Source organism: Geodermatophilus sp. SYSU D01119 (assembly GCF_054049975.1).
Genome location: NZ_JBJGYL010000011.1, coordinates 82104 through 98475 on the forward strand (window position 1 = coordinate 82104; position 16372 = coordinate 98475).

Genomic DNA, 16372 nt, shown 5'->3' on the forward strand with positions numbered 1-16372 from the left:
GCATGGTCAGCGCCGATCAGCCCGTCCTCGAGCCCGCCCTCGTCGCCCGCGCGTACCGCGCCGTCGAGCCGCTGCACAACCACGTCTACTTCGTGCCGGAGACCGACCAGCACCTGACGGCGGCCGGGCTGCGGCCCGGGCGGATGGTCTACTTCGCCGGCCGCGCCGCGCCGATGGGCGCCGTCGGGCCGGGCGTGGTGACCGCGACGTTCTCCAACTTCTCGCCGGCGATCGTCGCCCGCCACATCCCGCGGGCGTGGACGCTGGCCACCCCCGAGCAGGTCGTCGCCGCCCGGTTCGCCGCCGCCCGCGCCTCGCTCACCCGGCTGCTCGGCGGCGAGGACGCCGCGGCCGCGCCCGAGGTCGGTGAGCTCGCCGGCCTGCTCGCCGAGGCGTGCAGCGTGCTGACCCCCGAGGGCCGCCCGCTGTACGCGGGCCACGCCGACCTCGCCTGGCCCGCCGACGTGGTGAGCCGGCTCTGGCACGCCGCCTCGCTGCTGCGCGAGTGGCGCGGGGACGGGCACGTCGCCGTCCTGGTGCGCCACGACCTGTCGGGCCTGGAGGCCCTGGTCACCCACACCGCCACCGGCCGCGGGTTCCTGCCCTCCTCGGCCAAGGCCACCCGCGGCTGGAGCGACGAGGAGTGGGACGCCGCCGCCGCGCGGCTGGCCGGCCGCGGCCTGCTCGACGGCGACCGGCTCACTGACGCCGGCCAGCAGCTGCGCGCCGACCTCGAGACCGAGACCGACGCGCTGTCCACCACGCCCTGGGCGCACCTCGGCCCCGAGCGCACCGCCCGCGTCATCGCCCTGGGCAAGGCGCTGTCGAGCACGCTGGTGGCCAACGGCGCCTACCCGGCCGGCGTCTTCGCCGGCCGGTGACCGCCCGCCTGCCCGAGGCGCCCGGCGAGGGGCCCACCGCCGACCTGCTGCGCGCCCGGCGCGGCGGCACGCTGACCGTGCTGGACCGGCTGCTGCTGCACAGCCCGCCGGTGGCCGAGGGCTGGAACGCGCTGCTCGGCGTCCTGCGGGGCGGCACCACGCTGCCCGCCGACCTGCGCGAGCTCGTCGTCCTGCGGGTCGCCGTCCTCACCGGCGCGGAGTTCGAGTGGACCGCGCACGAGCCGATCGGCCGCCGCGCCGGGCTGACCGACCTGCACCTGCGCCGGCTGCGCGCCGCCGAGCCCGCGGCCGAGCCGGTGTGGACGCCCGTGCAGACCGCCGTCCTCGCGTTCACCGACGCCTCCGCCCGCGCCGTCGACGTCCCCGACGCGGTCTTCACCGCGCTGCGCGAGCACCTCGACGACCGGCAGGTCGTGGAGCTGACCGTGCTGGTGGGCGGCTACTGCATGGTGTCGCGGTTCCTCGTCGCGATGCGGGTGCCGCCGTCGGACGGAGAGGTCGCCGGGTAGCGCCGCCGTCCCTATGGTGTGGCTCACCACCGCGCCCCGGGGAGCCGCCATGACGCTGACCGATCGTCCGGGACAGCCCGGACAGCGCACCGACGTCGACGCCGCCTTCCGCGGCTCGGCCACCTACCGCAGCCTGGGCGAGCAGCAGCTGAGCCCGGCGGAGGAGCGGTTCGAGAAGGGGCGCCGCACCGTCGGGCTCTTCCTCGCGCCGGTCGTGACGATCGTCTTCGCGCTGCTCCCGCTCGACCTGCCGCGCGACCAGCACCTGCTCGCCGCTGTCCTCCTCGGCGTCATCGTCCTCTGGATCACCGAGCCGGTGCCCATCCCGATCGGCGGCCTCATCGGGCTGGGGGCGATCGTCGTCCTCGGGGTGGTGCCGGCGGACGACGCCGTGGCGCCCTTCGGGTCGACGACGGTGTTCACCTTCATCGGCGCGTTCATCCTGGCCGCCGCCATGCTCAAGCACGGCGTCGCCCGGCGCTTCGCCATGGCGATCCTGTCGTTGCGCTGGGTCGGCGGCTCGACGTCTCGGCTGGTCATCGCCTTCGGGCTGATCACCGCGCTGTTATCGGCGTTCGTGTCCAACACCGCCACCGTCGCGATGCTGCTGCCCACGGCGCTCGGCATCCTCTCGGTGATCGCCAAGCTGCTGCAGGACAAGGGTCTGGTGAAGCCCGACTTCGACCCGCTCCGGCTGCGGGTCGGCGTCGCGCTGATGCTCATGCTCGCCTACGGCGCGAGCGTCGGCGGGCTGATCACGCCCGTGGGGACGCCGCCCAACCTCATCGGCCGCGGGCTGATCGAGGAGGCGACGGGGGAGCGGATCGGGTTCCTCCAGTGGATGCTGATGGCGCTGCCGATCTGCGCGCTCATGTTCGTGGCGCTGGCCGCCGTCCTGCTGCTGCTCAACCGGCCGGAGATCAAGCGCATCGAGGGCGTGCACGAGTACGTGCAGGCCGAGCGGGCGCAGCTCGGCCCGGTCTCCCGGGCGGAGAAGAACACGCTGGTCGCCTTCGGGATCACCGTGGCGCTGTGGATCTTCCCCGGCGTCATCGCGCTGACCGCCGGCACCGACTCCGACCTGTACACGACGATCAGCGACCGGATCGACGAGGGGATCGTCGCGGTCCTCGGTGCCTCGTTGCTGTTCCTGCTGCCCACCGACTGGAAGCGGCGGGAGTTCACCCTCCGCTGGTCCGACGCCGCGACGATCGACTGGGGCACGGTGCTGCTGTTCGGCACCGGGATCGTCTTCGGCTCACTGCTGGCCGACACCGGCCTGGCGGAGACGATCGGCAACGCCTCGGCGGACACCCTCGGCCTCGGCAGCACCCTCGCCATCACCGTGTTCGCGGTGATCCTGGCGATCGTCATCAGCGAGACGACCTCGAACACCGCGTCGGCAGCCGTCGTCGTGCCGATCATCATCCCGGTCGCCGTCGCCGCCGGGATCAACCCGTTCGTGCCCGCCCTCGCAGCCACGTTCGCGGCGTCCTTCGGGTTCATGCTGCCGGTGTCCACGCCGCAGAACGCGATCGTCTACGGCTCCGGCGTCGTGCCGATCACGAAGATGATCCGGTCCGGGATCTCGTTCGACGTGCTCGGCGCGCTGCTGATCGTGGTGCTGCTGCCGCTGATGGTGGGGCTCGTCCTCGACGTCTGAGCGGGGGGTGAACGGAGGGGGAAGTCTCCCTCTCCGGCGAGCCCGCACGCCGGACGGCGTGTCACGATGGACGACGGCCCGGACGACGACGGGCGCCGGTCGACGGAGGGAGGGCGAGCGCATGCGCAGCGAACCCCCCAGTCCCAGTCCCGAGGTCCTCCCCGCCTAGCTCCCGGCGCCGCCGCGCCCGGGCCCGCGTGGAGGACCTGAGCTGTGTCCTCCGCCCAGCGTCCTCCCGGGAGCCCGTCATGGCCGACCGTCGCCTCGCGCCCCTCACCGCCCTGTCCACCCTGGGCCGCCGCCCGCGGCCGCCGGTCGTGCGCCCCGTCCCGCCGCCGGCCCCGCCCGCGCCGGTCGTGCGGCAGTCGAAGCTCATCGACAACGCCGTCTACGCCGGTGGCCGGCGCATCGCGACCCCGCCGTCGGCGGCCGAGAGCCACGACTGGCTGACCGAGGGCTTCGACGACCGCCTCGTGTGGCTCGGCCTCTACCGGCCCGAGCCCGCCGAGCTGGGGGAGCTCGCCGAGCAGTACGGGCTGCCCGAGCTCGCCGTCGAGGACGCCATCCAGGCCCACCAGCGGCCGAAGTTCGAGCGCTACGGCGACACGCTGTTCGTCGTCCTCAAGGCCGCCCGCTACCTGGACGCGGCCGAGGAGGTCGAGTTCGGCGAGCTGCACCTGTTCCTCGGCAGGCAGTTCGCGATCACCGTCCGGCACTCCGAGTCGCCCGACCTCGCGCGGGTGCGGCGCCGGCTGGAGAGCGAGCCGGACCTGCTCGGCCGGGGCAGCGAGGCGGTGCTGTACGCGATCCTCGACGCCGTCGTCGACGGGTACTCCCCGGTCGTCGCGGGCCTGGCCAACGACATCGACGAGATCGAGACCGAGGTCTTCCGCGGGGACCCCGGCGTCTCGCGGCGCATCTACGAGCTGTCGCAGGAGGTCCTGGAGTTCCAGCGCGCCGCCCAGCCGCTGACCGGGATCCTCGCCGCGATCACCGCCGGGTTCGACAAGTACGGCGTCGACGAGGAGCTGCGCAGCTACCTGCGGGACGTCGCCGACCACGTCACCCAGGTCACCGAGCGCATCGAGGCGTTCCGGCTGCAGCTGCGCGACATCCTCACCGTGAACGCGACCCTGGTGGCGCAGCGGCAGAACGACGAGATCCGCGAGCTCACCGAGGCCTCGATCGCGCAGGGCGAGGAGGTCAAGAAGATCTCCGCGTGGGCGGCCATCCTGTTCGCCCCGACGCTGGTGGGCACGGTCTACGGGATGAACTTCGACGAGATGCCCGAGCTCTCGTGGCACCTCGGCTACCCGTTCGCGCTCGTGCTGATGCTGGGCGTGAGCCTGACCCTGTACGCGGTGTTCAAGCGGCGCGACTGGATCTGAGGCCGGCGCTCCGCCGACGGGCCGCCACCGCGCCGGGACGCCGGGGAACAACCAGGTGGCCGCCCCGGTTACGATGGGTGCACAACTGCACAGGGGGTGATTGGTCTCGACTGCGGTCGGGTGACCAGGGGAAGCGAGCCGAGGAAGCCGACGATGAGCTCGTTAACCACGCGTCGGAAAACACACAAGCGCCGACTCCAGTCAGCGCGAGTTCGCCCTCGCTGCCTAAGTAGCGAGGCGACTCTGTCAGCCCGGGTTCGTCATCGGCCCGGATCCTGGCATCAGCTAGATGACTCACCGTGAGCGCCGGTCGCGGGCGCTCACGGGACACCGAACAGCGACTGGGCCTGTCATCTCGACGTGTTCGTGCGATCGGGAGGGTCGAGCAGAGGCAGAGCGGACTGCGCTCGGAGAAGCCCTGGTGATGCGTCGCAGGACGCGGGTTCGATTCCCGCCACCTCCACCAGGAGGTCTTCGCAGATTGTGCGGAGACTCTTCGTAGATTGACGAACCGCCCCGGACCTACAGGTCCGGGGCGGTTCGTCGTCTCACGCAGGTGTCAGGCAGCCTCGAGGACCGGCTGCATGTGGCCGTCGCGGAGGCGACGCAGGTGCTCGGCGTCGACGGCCTTCGCCTCCTCCTTCGTCAGGTCGCGGAAGCCCCAGTAGGGCGGGTCGGGCTGCAGCAGCGGGTGGTCGGCCGGGCCGCGGCCGGTGCGGTCGTGCCAGCTGCGGAGCTGCTCCTCGTTGAAGACGCTGGCCTTGACCGCGGCGACGATGGAGGCCATCGCCAGGCCGGGGAGCCGGTTCTGACCGCGGCGCAGGCGCTGCCGGCTGGCGTTCTTGAGGATCCCGAAGACGCCCTCGACCAGCGCCCGCCGCTTGAACAGCCGCCGCCACCGGCGGCTGCCGTAGTACTCGGGCTGCATCAGCTTGCGCTGGTGGTTCGCGTCGTCCGGGTCGGGCGTGAAGTCCATCGTCTTGTTCGTGCAGCACTTGCGGGTGGTGTGGTCCTCCGGCGGGGTGATGATCGGCAGGCCCAGCTGGGTGGCCGCCTCCACCTGCGCGGCACCGAGGGCGTGGCAGCCGGCGCGGCCGGCTCGGGCGGGGCAGATCCACTTGCTGGTCAGGTTCTTGCCGAGGCCGCTCTCCTTGCGGTCGAAGGCCCAGTTGCGCTGGAACTCGTCGACGGTGTCGTGGAAGGTCTCCCACTCCTCGGCGGTGGCGCGCTCCGGCGGCAGCGGCCGCTGGTCCATCGGAGCGGCGGCGCAGTGCAGCCAGCCGTGCTGCATCTGCGCGCCATTGATGTCGACGACCCTGTGGTTGTCGGTGCGCATGGCGAGACCCTGTTCGATGCCTCGCTGGGCCAGCGGTACGGCCCACCGGCCGCCCTTGAGGTTGGTGTACAGCATGTCGCCCACCAGCCGGGTGATCTGGTGCCGGCTGCGGATGCGGTCGATCAGCCCGAGCGAGGCCTCGACGACGTCGGCGTTCGCGGGGGTGAGGACGAACCCGTCGATGAGCACCGGCTCGGCGTCGTCGTCGGCGTTCGGGTCGGGCACCCGGCAGATGGTGTGCTGGTGGAAGCCGAAGCCGACCTCCTTCTCGCCGCTCTTGCTGGTCTTGTAGCCCCAGGCCGCGTCGAGGCAGCGGCCGCGGGCGGCGGCGGGCGCGGGCGCGCTCTGGTCCTCGGGGGCGGTGGCGCCCTCGTCGTCGGTGGCGATGCCGGCGACCTCGAGCGCGTCCGGGTCCGCCCCGTCGGTGACGCCGTCGGCGAGGTCCTTCTCCAGCTCCTTCTTCCGCTTGCCAGGGCCGCGGGTCCAGGCCCACTGCCCGGTGGCGTCCAGCGCACTGGTGCTGCCGGTCCGCGAGATGGTGGTGACAGCGATGAGCGCGTCGATGATCTGCGCGACGGTCCCCTGGCGGACGGCGCGCTCGGCGTCGTCGAGCTGCGGGGCCGCGCCGTGGCCGTAGTCGAGCCGCTTCCGCAGCGCGGTGGCGGCGTTGGACAGGTCGTCGTAGCCGATCTCCTCGACGCCGTCTTCGGCCCAGATCCTCTTGCGGGGTTTGCCGTTCTTGACCAGCGCGGGCGCGTCGGGGTCGAACGGCTTGGCGTTGGTGCGCTTCGTCGTGGTCGGCGGGCGCAGCACGCCGAGCTCCCACTGCTTGTCACGGGGCAGGGCCTCGGTGAGTACCTGGTGAATGCTGGCCAGCGTGGTCTCGTGCCCCAGCCGGGTGCACAGGTGCATGCCGATGAGCAGCAGGCGGGTGTTGTCCCGGATCTTGCCGATCCGTCCGGGCTTGCCGGGCTGTCGGGGCGGGCAAGCCAGGTCCAGGATGCCGCTGCTGTCGATGACGTGCACGGTGCGGTCGACCAGGGCCGGGGTGAGGTGCTTGGCGCTCATCGGGCGCCCCCGCGCAGCGCGTCGGCGGCGGGCGTGGACAGGCCCTTGTGCTCCAGCCACGGGCCCAGGTGGGGAACCAGGTCGACCAGCGTGCGGGCGGACTTCAGCCCGGCCGCACTCAGCAGCACGCCGATGGGGACGGTGTCGGTCATCAGGTCGGCCATCCAGGTGGCGCGCAGCCGTGCCGCCTCGATGTGCGGGACGTTGTAGAGCGCGGCTTTCTCGACGGCACGGGCCGCGGTGTTCCGCCGGTCGACCTTGTCGCCGAGCACGAGCTCGCCGCTCCGCCGGCCGTCGACGGCGGAGCGGAGGAGGTCCTCCAACCGCCCACGGACCGGCACGATCCGCGGCCTCGGCTCCTGAACGTGGACCTGCAGGCCCTGCATGCCGAGGTCCTCGATGTGCTCGATGTGCAGATGGCGGAGGTCGACGCTGTCCAGGCCGGCGCCGGCGCCGAGGGCCACGACGGTCGACAGGTCGCGGCGCTTGCTGTCGGTGGGTTGGGTGCGGCAGACGCGAGTGATGACCGCCAGTTCCGTCGGCGTGTAGGGCGGCTTGACCGCGCTGTGCCCGATCGGGGTGAGCCGTGCCGGGGTGGTCGGTCCCGGGTTGACGGTGCGGGCGAGGGCGAGCAGGCGCCGCCGGCGCTCGGCCTTGACCGAGTCGCCGGCTCCTGCCATGCCGAGGCGCACGTACTCGTCGATGAAGACTGTGGTCAGCACCTGGACGGGCTCGAGGGTGACGCCGCGCCGGATCGCGTAGGCCGCCAGTCCGGCGATGTGCGTGCAGTGCTTGCGAACGCTTTCGACGCCGGTCAGCGTGCTGGCGGTGATCACGGTGCGGAGGAACGGCCGGATCGCGGCCATCTGCACGGCCGTGTAGCTGGCACCGGCGTAGTCGTCGATCAGCTGCGCCAGCACCGGCGGCAGCTCGCGCTGCTGCTCGTGCTGGGCCTGCATCTGTGCCAGTTGGCGGGCCATCGCCGCCTTACTGGGCTTGCGCGGTCGGGTGGAGTTGCTCGTCAAGGTCGGCTCCCCGGTCCGGCTGCCCGGCCTCTCCGGGCAGCTCGGGCCGGGACCGTGCGGGGGGCGCTCGGCACGGCAATCACCGCGACTGGCCGTCGTCAGGCGCCGCGGAGCACCGCCCTGTGCCGGTCGGACGGCTGGTCCGGCAGTGCTGCGGCGTGGGTGAGGCCGAGGTCGAGGTCGCGCCGGGTCAGCCCCGCCGCGGCGATCAGCACCGCCACCGGCTGCTCGGTCAGCAGCACCTCGTGGGTGACCGCCGCGGCCAGCACCCGCTGGGTGAGTCCGAGTCCGTGGCGCTCCGCGAACGACCGGGCCCGCCGCCAGGCCGCCGGGTCGTCGGTGCCCGCCTCGCCGTGCCCGCGGCGAGCGCGACGGGCCGCATCCACCGCGGCGACGAAGGCGGCCGCGTCGGCGCCGTGGTCCGTCTCGGCGACCGCCAAGAGGCGGGCGATCTCGCTCGCGAGCGACGGTGAAGGTAGGGCGTCGACCCGCTCGCCGTCCGGACGCCGGGCTTGCCGCCACGGCACGTCGTGGTGGGCTGCCTGCAGCCGGCGCAGGATGCCGCGGCGGTTCTCCCGGGTCTTGTCCGACGCGTCGCCCCGCGCCAGTGCGAGGTCGAAGTCCAGCAGCGTCGTGTCCGCAAGGGCCTCGCCCAGCGACAGGTTGCGGTTGCGCTCGACCAGTCGGGCGGCGACCGCACCCAGCGCCTGGATGTCCTTCTCCACGCGGGTCCGGGTCAGCGGCCCCGCCTTCTTGACCAGGGCGATGGCGTCGGGCGCGAGAACAGCCCAGCACTGGGCGGCCACGCCGGTCGGGGCGTAGTCGGCGAGAAAGCGGTCGAGCTCAGCGGGGTCGTCGAGCCGGGGACCCCGGCCGTCGGCGGTAGCGGTCATGCCCGGTACGGGTCCGGCGAAAGGGCGGATCGGCAATGAGGTCGATCCGGCCGCGGGGAAGGTGCTTGGCTGCCGCTGCTGGTGTGGACCGGCGGCGCACCCGACCCGGACATGGGTGTGGCCCCGCCCTTGCGGGCGGGTCCACGGTGGCGATCAGGACGCCGGGCGGACCTCGACGTCGGATACGTGCCACTGCCGACAGAGCCGGCAGGACTCCGATGCCGGCCGGCCAGCGGTGTGCAGCCGGGCGGCGTCGGCCGCCACCCATTCGTCGTTCGACTGGGCCCAGACGGCGGGGTACTCCTGCCGCAGCCGTTCCTCGACGCGGTGCAGGCTCTTCCAGAGAAGGTCCGCGCCGGGCAGGTCGTGGCAGAGGTGCTCGACCGCGGCGTCGGCGAGCGCCTGCCGGCGAACCAGGAGCTTCCTCAGCCGGTAGTCGCGCAGCGGCTCAGGCGTGACGGCGCCCTGGGTGTGTGAGTTGAGGGTCATCGGCTTCTCCGTGCCGATCGGCGTCCCCGGCACCGGCGGTGCGGGTGATGCGAACGGGCCCAGGCCCGTCCGCGTCACCCCTCCGCGCGGCTTCCCAGGGCACAAGCCCCGGTCACCGCTCCTTCGGCGCCGCCATCCAGCCCAGCACCAGCTCGGCGTCATGGGCCAGCGCGTCCAGCCGCGCCTCCAGCTTCCCGAGCTCACGGGCGCAGTCCATCGCCCGGTCGGAGCCAGCGCAGTCGGAGCATGCACCGGAGGTCTCCTCCAGCCGCGACAGGAGCACTTCCGCGGTGACCCGGAGGACCGCCAGCTGCGCGGGGCCGGGACCCCAGCGCAGCGGAAGCGGCAGCAGATGAGCGGGGATGCCCACCAGATCCGCGACGCGGGCGAGCACAGCCTGGTCCGAGGCGGTGGCGACGCGATCCGCCGGCCACGGCCGGTGGCCGTTGTCGACGGACGGGAAGGGGAGCACGGACATGCCGGCACCTCCGGTTGCTGGCGACCCAATGGGCCGCGGCGGACGATCCGCGCCCTCAGCTGTGCCGGCTAAATCCGTCCGGGCATTCGACTGGGCAGCCAGATTGACGAAGGAAAGCGCCCCGTGACCGTGCCGGCGGCGGCGTCCCGAGGTGCCGCCGATCGCAGCTTGACAAATTCACAGAGATCGACAGACGCCGGGTCGCCGGCGGCTGGCAGCCGTCGCCAGAGGAGGTGATGTTCGACGGCGCCATCGCCCGAGTCGCGCGCCGTCCGGACCCGCTGATGCCTGGACGCTGGAGACGCATGTGAGTCATGACGACGCCGAGAGGAGGTGAACCGCTCGTTGGCGTGACCGACCGTGTCCGGTTCTCCACTGTGCGGCGGTCGTCGGGCTACCGTGCCTGTGCTTGAACCGACAGAGGGAGTTGCACGTGCCGCCGCGCGCGAACCAAAACGGGTCCGAACCGCTGACGATGGAGGACGCGCTGTTCACGGCAGCGCACCAGTTTCGCGCCCCGATGCTGCTGCTGGCGCCGGTGACGGGGGTGTCAGAATGATCACCGGCGATCTGAAGGGCAAGATCGACAGGGTCTGGGACGCCTTCTGGTCCGGAGGCATCTCCAACCCCCTCGAGGTCATCGAGCAGATCACCTACCTGCTCTTCATACGTCGGCTCGACGACCTTCAGACGCTGAAGGAGCGGAAAGCCAACCGGACCGGTAAGCCGATCGAGGACCCGATTTTCCAACCCGGCGAGGCGGACCTGCGCTGGTCCAGGTTCAAGGACTTCGAGCCCGGAGTCATGCACCAGGTGATCGGAGAGGGGGTCTTCCCCTTCCTGCGCCAGCTCGGGGCTGACGGATCCACCTACTCCGAGCACATGAGGGACGCCCGGTTCACCATCCCGACGCCAGCCCTGCTCTCTCGAGTTGTCGACATGCTCGACGACGTCCCCATGCAGGACCGCGACACCAACGGCGACCTCTACGAGTACATGCTCAGCAAGATCGCCAGCGCCGGTCAGAACGGCCAGTTCCGGACGCCGCGGCACATCATCCAGCTGATGGTCGCGATGACCGCTCCGCAACCGTCGGACGAAATCTGCGACCCGGCGTGCGGCACCGCCGGCTTCCTCGTCGCTGCCTCCGAGTACGTGCGCCGCGAGCACCCCACCGTCATGACGGACGAGGAGCAGCGGCAGCACTACCACCGCAGCATGTTCCACGGGTACGACTTCGACTCCACCATGCTCCGCATCGGGAGCATGAACATGCTGCTGCACGGGGTCGAGCAGCCGGACATCCGCTACCGCGACTCTCTCTCGGAGGGGGCGTCAGGGGAGGAAGGCCTCTACTCGTTGATCTTGGCGAACCCGCCCTTTGCGGGCAGCCTCGACTACGAGTCGACGTCGAAGGATCTGCAGCGGGTGGTGAAGACCAAGAAGACCGAGTTGCTTTTCCTCGCGTTGTTCTTGCGGCTGCTCAAGCCCGGCGGGCGCGCGGCGGTCATCGTCCCCGACGGAGTCCTCTTCGGATCATCGACGGCCCACAAGACCCTGCGCCGGGTTCTGATCGAGGACCAGAAACTCGACGCAGTGGTGAAGCTGCCCCCGGGTGTATTCCGGCCGTACGCCGGCGTGTCGACTGCGATCCTGCTTTTCAGTAAGACCAACAGCGGGGGCACCGAGGACGTCTGGTTCTACGACGTCCAGGCCGACGGCTTCAGCCTGGACGACAAGCGGACACCGACGGAAGCGAATGACCTTCCCGACGTCCTCGCCCGCTGGGCTCAGCGCGACGGATTGGAACTGAAGCGCACCCGCGCTGAACAGAGCTTTTGTGTGCCCAAGTCCGACATCGCCGCCCAGGGGTACGACCTGTCCTTGAACCGATACAAGGAAGTCGTCCGCGATGAGGCTCAACACCGACCTCCCCTCGAGATCATCGCCGACCTGGAGAGGCTCGAAGCCGAGATTCAGCAGGGCCTCATCGACCTGAAGGCCAGACTTTCGTGATCACAAAGTCGCTTGAGGATCTTCTTGTCTCAGCCGCCGCCGGCTTCTGGGGATCCGAACCCAGCGGCGGCGACGTTGACGTGCTCGTCGTCCGCAATGGTGACATCAAACCAGGTCGGGGCGTGAACTGGGCCGCTCTTCCACAGCGAGGCTTCCGATCGTCTGAAGTCGCGAAGAGTCGGCTACTCGCGGGCGATCTGCTGCTGACCACCTCGGGTGACTGCGGTGTTGTTGCTATGGTCGAGGAGGCGCCAGCGCAGATCACGTGTGCGAGCAACTTCATTCGGGTTCTGCGGGTGGATCCGGATGTGGTTCATCCGAAGTACCTATTCCACTTCATGCAGACAGCAGCTTTCCGGGGAGCGCTTCAACCGTTCATTCGTGGAACCACGATGAAGAATCTGTCCACGAAGCAGGCGTTTCCCTCCGTGCATGTTCCACTCCCATCCGTCGACGAGCAGCGCCGCATCGCGGCGGTCTTGGACCAGGCTGACTCCCTTCATGCCAAGCGACGCCAGGCCTTGCAGTGCCTGGAGGAACTGGTCGATGCGACCTACTTCGAGATGTTCGGCAACCCGGTGACGAACGACAGAGGCTGGCCGACCGACCAGCTCGGTTCACTGGCTACGACCACGAGCGGAGGGACACCGAGCCGAGCCAGGCCCGAGAACTATGGGGGAACCATCCCGTGGGTGAAATCGGGCGAGCTTCATGCAGGTGTCGTGTTCGGTACAGAAGAGAGCCTTACGGAGGAAGGCTTGGCGGGCAGTGCGGCCAAGCTGATGCCGGTTGGCACGGTCTTGGTCGCCATGTACGGAGCAACCGCTGGCGCGGTCTCGGTCCTGGGGATTGAGGCCGCGACGAACCAGGCGATCTGCTCCGTGCTCCCGGGGCCGCGACTCGACCGTCGCTATTTGGTCGCTTCGCTTCGGGCCATGAATGCGTCGCTCTTGTTGAAGAGGTCCGGTGGCGCCCAGCCGAATCTGAGTCAGGCCCTGCTGCGGTCCCTTCTCATGCCGGTTCCCCCTATCGAGCTGCAGGTGGCGTTCGCTGATCAGGTTCAGCGCATCGAAGCAGTGCGCGGGATCATGGACTTGCATGTGTTAGGCGAACTGTTCGGTGCCCTGCGAGCGGGCGCTTTCTCGAGTTTCCGTTGATGGATACCTGCGAGGGTTGACCGGTGAGCAACTTCGGCTTCGTCGCGGCAGAGTGGCCGCAGATCCATGTCGACTGTGTGCGGGCGGAGGGCTATCTGGCGTCGGATCCGAGGTCAGCGTGCTTCTACGCCCGCCGCGCGGCCGAGCAACTCGTCGGGCTCATCTACGACGTCGACGGGCTTGCCATCCCTTACAAGGACGACCTTTCAGCCCGCATCAACGAGCCGGCGTTCCAGCGGCGGGTCGGCGTCGGCATCGGGCAGAAGCTGAACCTGATCCGCAAGCTCGGCAACCGGGCCGTCCACGACACGCAGCCCATCCCGGCCCGAGCCGCCGTGGACGTTCTCCGCGAGTTGCACCACGTGGTGGTGTGGACGGCCTTCCGCTACTCCACCAACCCGGCGGTGGTGCCGACCGGAGCCGTCTTCGATCCGAGGCTCGCCGGCAGTCAAGCTCCGTTGAGCCGCGCCGACGTCGTCAAGCTGGCGGCAAAGTTCCAGGAGCAGGACGAGGCCCACGCCCGCGCGATGAGGGAGCGGGATGAGCTCGCCGCGGCGAAAGACGCCGAGATCGAGGAGCTGCGCCAGCAGATCAAGGCCGCGCAGGCCGCGAACACGCTGACCGACACGCACGACTACTCCGAAGCCCAGACCCGCGACCTCATCATTGACGAACTTCTCCGCGAGGCGGGCTGGCAGCTCACCGATGTCCGGGACCGCGAGTTCGAGGTCACCGGCATGCCCAACGCGGAGGGCAAGGGCTACGTCGACTACGTGTTGTGGGGGAGCGACGGGCTGCCGCTCGCGGTCGTGGAGGCGAAGAAGACCACCGTCGAGCCGGCGGTAGGCCAACAGCAGGCCAAGCTGTACGCCGACTGCCTACAGCAGATGACCGGCCGCCGGCCGGTGATCCTTTACACCAACGGCTACCAGACCTGGCTATGGGACGACGCCGCCGGCTACCCGCCGCGCCGGGTCGAGGGCTTCTTCACCGCCGATGAGCTCGAACTGATGGTGCAGCGCCGCACCGGCCGCCTGCCGCTGGCCGACGCGCCCATCGACAAGAGCATCGTCGAGCGCCACTACCAGCAGCGGGCCATCCGGGCGGTAGGAGAGACTTTCATCGCGAAGCAGCGCGCCGCCCTGCTGGTGATGGCCACTGGCTCCGGCAAGACCCGAACCGTCATCGCGCTGGTCGATCAGCTGATGCGCGCCGGCTGGGTCAAGCGGGTGCTGTTCCTCGCCGACCGCACTGCCCTGGTGAATCAGGCCGTCGGGGCCTTCAAAACCCACCTGCCGAACGTGACCACGGTGAACCTGGTGACCGAGAAGGTCGCCGACGGCCGGGTGTACGTCTCGACGTACCCCACGATGATGAACCTGATCAACGAGACCGACGCGGGTCGGAGGCTGTTCGGACCGGGCTACTTCGACCTCATCGTCATCGACGAGGCCCACCGCTCGGTCTACCAGAAGTACCGCTCCATCTTTTCCTGGTTCGACTCGCTGCTGGTAGGCCTCACCGCCACGCCGAAGGACGAGGTTGACCGCAACACCTATTCGTTGTTCAACCTCGAAGACGGGGTTCCCACCGACGCCTACAGCCTCGACGAGGCCGTGGCCGCGGGGTACCTCGTGCCGCCGGTGGCTGTGTCGGTGCCCACGAAGTTCCTCCGCGAAGGCATCCGCTATGACGAGCTCAGCGAGGAGGAGAAGGACGATTGGGACTCGCTCGAGTGGAGCGAGGACGGCGACATCCCTGACGCCGTCTCGGCAGAGGAGCTCAACAAGTTCCTCTTCAACGCCGACACCGTCGACAAGGTCCTTGCCACCTTGATGAAGGACGGCCACAAGGTCGCCGGCGGCGACCGGCTCGGCAAGACCATCATCTTCGCCAAGAACCAGGCCCACGCCGAGTTCATACAAAGGCGCTTCGACGTCAACTACCCCGAGTACGCCGGCCACTTCTCCCGCGTCATCACCCACTCGGTGGCCTACGCCCAGAGTCTCATCGACGACTTCTCGAGCAAGGACAAGGCGCCCCACATCGCCATCTCCGTCGACATGCTCGACACCGGCATCGACGTCCCCGAGGTCGTCAACCTCGTCTTCTTCAAACTCATCCGCGCCAAGAGCAAGTTCTGGCAGATGATCGGCCGCGGCACCCGCCTGTGCCCCGACCTGTACGGCCCGGGCGAGGACAAGAAGAACTTTTACGTCTTCGACTTCTGCGGCAACCTCGAGTTCTTCAGCCAGGACCTGCCCGACTCCGGCGGGTCGCTGCAGAAGTCGCTCGCCGAGCGGCTGTTCGAGGCCCGCCTGGGACTGCTCGCTGCACTGGACCAGACCGGCGCCGGCGCCGACTCCGGGGGCGAGCCCGAGGTCGGCCAGGGTGAGGCCAGTGAGCGCGGCCTGCGCGTGGACGTGGCCTGGACGCTGCACGAGGTGGTGGTCGGCATGAACGTCGACAACTTCCTGGTCCGCCCGGCTCGGCAATGGGTCGAGACGTACTCCGACTGGGATGCCTGGCATCAGCTAACCCCAGAGAAGGTCGGCGACATCGCCCACCACCTCGCCGGCCTGCCCTCCACCAAGCGGGACGACGACGAGGACGCCAAGCGCTTCGACCTGATCCTGCTGCGGCTGCAGCTGGCCCGACTCGACGGCGATGCCGTCCTGTTCGAGCGGCTGCGTACGCAGGTGCAGGACATCGCCGCCGCGCTGCTTGGCCAGACCACGATCCCCTCGGTCAAGGCGCAGGAGCAGCTACTCGAGGAGCTGTCCGGCGACGAGTGGTGGGTCGACGTCACCCTCCCGATGCTCGAGCTTGCCCGGCGCCGAATCCGCGCGCTCGTGCGGTTCGTGGAGAAGTCCCGGCGCGCCGTCGTCTACTCGAACTTCGCCGACGAGCTCGGCGAGAGCAGCATTGTCGAACTGCCCGGCGTGACCCCCGGCACGAACTGGGAACGGTTCCGCGCGAAGGCCCGCGCCTACCTGCGCGACCACGAAGACCACCTGGCCCTGCAGCGGCTGCGCCGCAACCTCCAGCTCACGCCGGAGGATCTGGCGTCGCTGGAGGGGATGCTGGTGGAGTCCGGCGCGGGGAGCGAGGCCGACATCGCCCGCGCCCGCGAGGAGTCCCACGGGCTCGGGCTGTTCATCCGCTCCCTGGTCGGCCTCGACCGGGAGGCCGCGACCGCCGCGTTCGACCGCTACCTGTCCGCCGGTGCGTACTCGGCCAACCAGATCCGGTTCGTCCAGCTCATCGTCGAGCACCTGACCGCGAACGGGGTCATGGACGTGGGCCGTCTGTACGAATCGCCGTTCACTGACAGCGCGCCCCACGGCCCAGACTCGATCTTCACCGAGGATGACGTGGACGGCATCGTGACCGTTCTTCACCAGGTCAGAGAGCGTGCTCTTCCCGACGTCACGGTCGCGTGACGGCA

The 16372-nt window shown here is 70.0% G+C and carries 12 protein-coding genes and 1 other RNA gene; 8 read left to right on the plus strand and 5 right to left on the minus strand.

Going from position 1 to position 16372, the window contains the following annotated elements:
- Positions 1–2: 2 nt before the first annotated feature.
- The 5 genes from ACI79X_RS11045 to ssrA all read left to right on the plus strand — a co-directional run bounded on the left by ACI79X_RS11045 (position 3) and on the right by ssrA (position 4928).
- The gene (locus tag ACI79X_RS11045; protein ID WP_457025444.1) at positions 3–881 is read left to right on the plus strand and encodes an SCO6745 family protein; all 879 of its coding nucleotides are present in this window, start codon (positions 3–5) and stop codon (positions 879–881) included.
- Positions 878–1411 carry a carboxymuconolactone decarboxylase family protein gene (locus tag ACI79X_RS11050; RefSeq protein WP_457025445.1) on the plus strand — a complete coding sequence of 178 codons (534 nt, stop codon included), beginning with the start codon at positions 878–880 and terminating at the stop codon, positions 1409–1411. The genes ACI79X_RS11045 and ACI79X_RS11050 overlap by 4 nt, the downstream gene beginning before the upstream one ends.
- Positions 1412–1460: 49 nt before the next feature.
- Positions 1461–3074 carry an SLC13 family permease gene (locus ACI79X_RS11055; RefSeq protein WP_457025446.1) on the plus strand — a complete coding sequence of 538 codons (1614 nt, stop codon included), beginning with the start codon at positions 1461–1463 and terminating at the stop codon, positions 3072–3074.
- Positions 3075–3322: 248 nt separating this feature from the next.
- Positions 3323–4462, plus strand: a complete 1140-nt coding sequence (locus ACI79X_RS11060; protein ID WP_457025447.1) for a magnesium and cobalt transport protein CorA — start codon at positions 3323–3325, stop codon at positions 4460–4462.
- Between the two features lie 92 nt (positions 4463–4554).
- Positions 4555–4928, plus strand: a transfer-messenger RNA (tmRNA) gene (gene ssrA, locus ACI79X_RS11065).
- 93 nt (positions 4929–5021) lie between these two features.
- Here ssrA and ACI79X_RS11070 read toward each other — a convergent pair.
- The 5 genes from ACI79X_RS11070 to ACI79X_RS11090 form a co-directional block, all read right to left on the minus strand.
- Positions 5022–6866 (minus strand): hypothetical protein, encoded by a 1845-nt coding sequence (locus ACI79X_RS11070; protein ID WP_457025448.1) that lies wholly within the window; start codon positions 6864–6866, stop codon positions 5022–5024.
- Positions 6863–7891 carry a hypothetical protein gene (locus ACI79X_RS11075; protein ID WP_457025449.1) on the minus strand — a complete coding sequence of 343 codons (1029 nt, stop codon included), beginning with the start codon at positions 7889–7891 and terminating at the stop codon, positions 6863–6865. Before ACI79X_RS11075 ends, ACI79X_RS11070 begins: the two co-directional genes overlap by 4 nt.
- Positions 7892–7989: 98 nt before the next feature.
- Positions 7990–8784, minus strand: a complete 795-nt coding sequence (locus ACI79X_RS11080; RefSeq protein ID WP_457025450.1) for a hypothetical protein — start codon at positions 8782–8784, stop codon at positions 7990–7992.
- Positions 8785–8937: 153 nt separating this feature from the next.
- Entirely contained in the window at positions 8938–9273 is a 336-nt protein-coding gene (locus ACI79X_RS11085) for a hypothetical protein (RefSeq protein WP_457025451.1), read from the minus strand.
- 112 nt (positions 9274–9385) lie between these two features.
- A complete protein-coding gene (locus ACI79X_RS11090; RefSeq protein ID WP_457025452.1) occupies positions 9386–9751 on the minus strand; it encodes a hypothetical protein in 366 nt (121 codons plus the stop codon).
- A 555-nt stretch (positions 9752–10306) separates the two neighbouring features.
- Between ACI79X_RS11090 and ACI79X_RS11095 the strand changes: the two genes are divergently transcribed.
- From ACI79X_RS11095 to ACI79X_RS11105, 3 genes are read left to right on the plus strand one after another with little or no spacing between them, the layout of a single operon-like run.
- A complete protein-coding gene (locus ACI79X_RS11095) occupies positions 10307–11767 on the plus strand; it encodes a type I restriction-modification system subunit M (RefSeq protein WP_457025453.1) in 1461 nt (486 codons plus the stop codon).
- Positions 11764–12924 carry a restriction endonuclease subunit S gene (locus ACI79X_RS11100; RefSeq protein ID WP_457025454.1) on the plus strand — a complete coding sequence of 387 codons (1161 nt, stop codon included), beginning with the start codon at positions 11764–11766 and terminating at the stop codon, positions 12922–12924. Before ACI79X_RS11095 ends, ACI79X_RS11100 begins: the two co-directional genes overlap by 4 nt.
- A 23-nt stretch (positions 12925–12947) precedes the next feature.
- The gene (locus ACI79X_RS11105; RefSeq protein ID WP_457025455.1) at positions 12948–16367 is read left to right on the plus strand and encodes a DEAD/DEAH box helicase family protein; all 3420 of its coding nucleotides are present in this window, start codon (positions 12948–12950) and stop codon (positions 16365–16367) included.
- The last annotated feature ends 5 nt before the right edge of the window (positions 16368–16372 follow it).

Excerpts from the sequence above, each read along its gene's own strand:
- ACI79X_RS11045 (WP_457025444.1), top strand. The coding sequence starts at position 3 with ATGGTCAGCGCCGATCAGCCCGTCCTCGAGCCCGCCCTCGTCGCCCGC.
- ACI79X_RS11055 (WP_457025446.1), top strand. The coding sequence starts at position 1,461 with ATGACGCTGACCGATCGTCCGGGACAGCCCGGACAGCGCACCGACGTC.
- ACI79X_RS11060 (WP_457025447.1), top strand. The coding sequence starts at position 3,323 with ATGGCCGACCGTCGCCTCGCGCCCCTCACCGCCCTGTCCACCCTGGGC.
- ACI79X_RS11070 (WP_457025448.1), bottom strand. The coding sequence starts at position 6,866 with ATGAGCGCCAAGCACCTCACCCCGGCCCTGGTCGACCGCACCGTGCAC.
- ACI79X_RS11080 (WP_457025450.1), bottom strand. The coding sequence starts at position 8,784 with ATGACCGCTACCGCCGACGGCCGGGGTCCCCGGCTCGACGACCCCGCT.
- ACI79X_RS11085 (WP_457025451.1), bottom strand. The coding sequence starts at position 9,273 with ATGACCCTCAACTCACACACCCAGGGCGCCGTCACGCCTGAGCCGCTG.
- ACI79X_RS11090 (WP_457025452.1), bottom strand. The coding sequence starts at position 9,751 with ATGTCCGTGCTCCCCTTCCCGTCCGTCGACAACGGCCACCGGCCGTGG.
- ACI79X_RS11095 (WP_457025453.1), top strand. The coding sequence starts at position 10,307 with ATGATCACCGGCGATCTGAAGGGCAAGATCGACAGGGTCTGGGACGCC.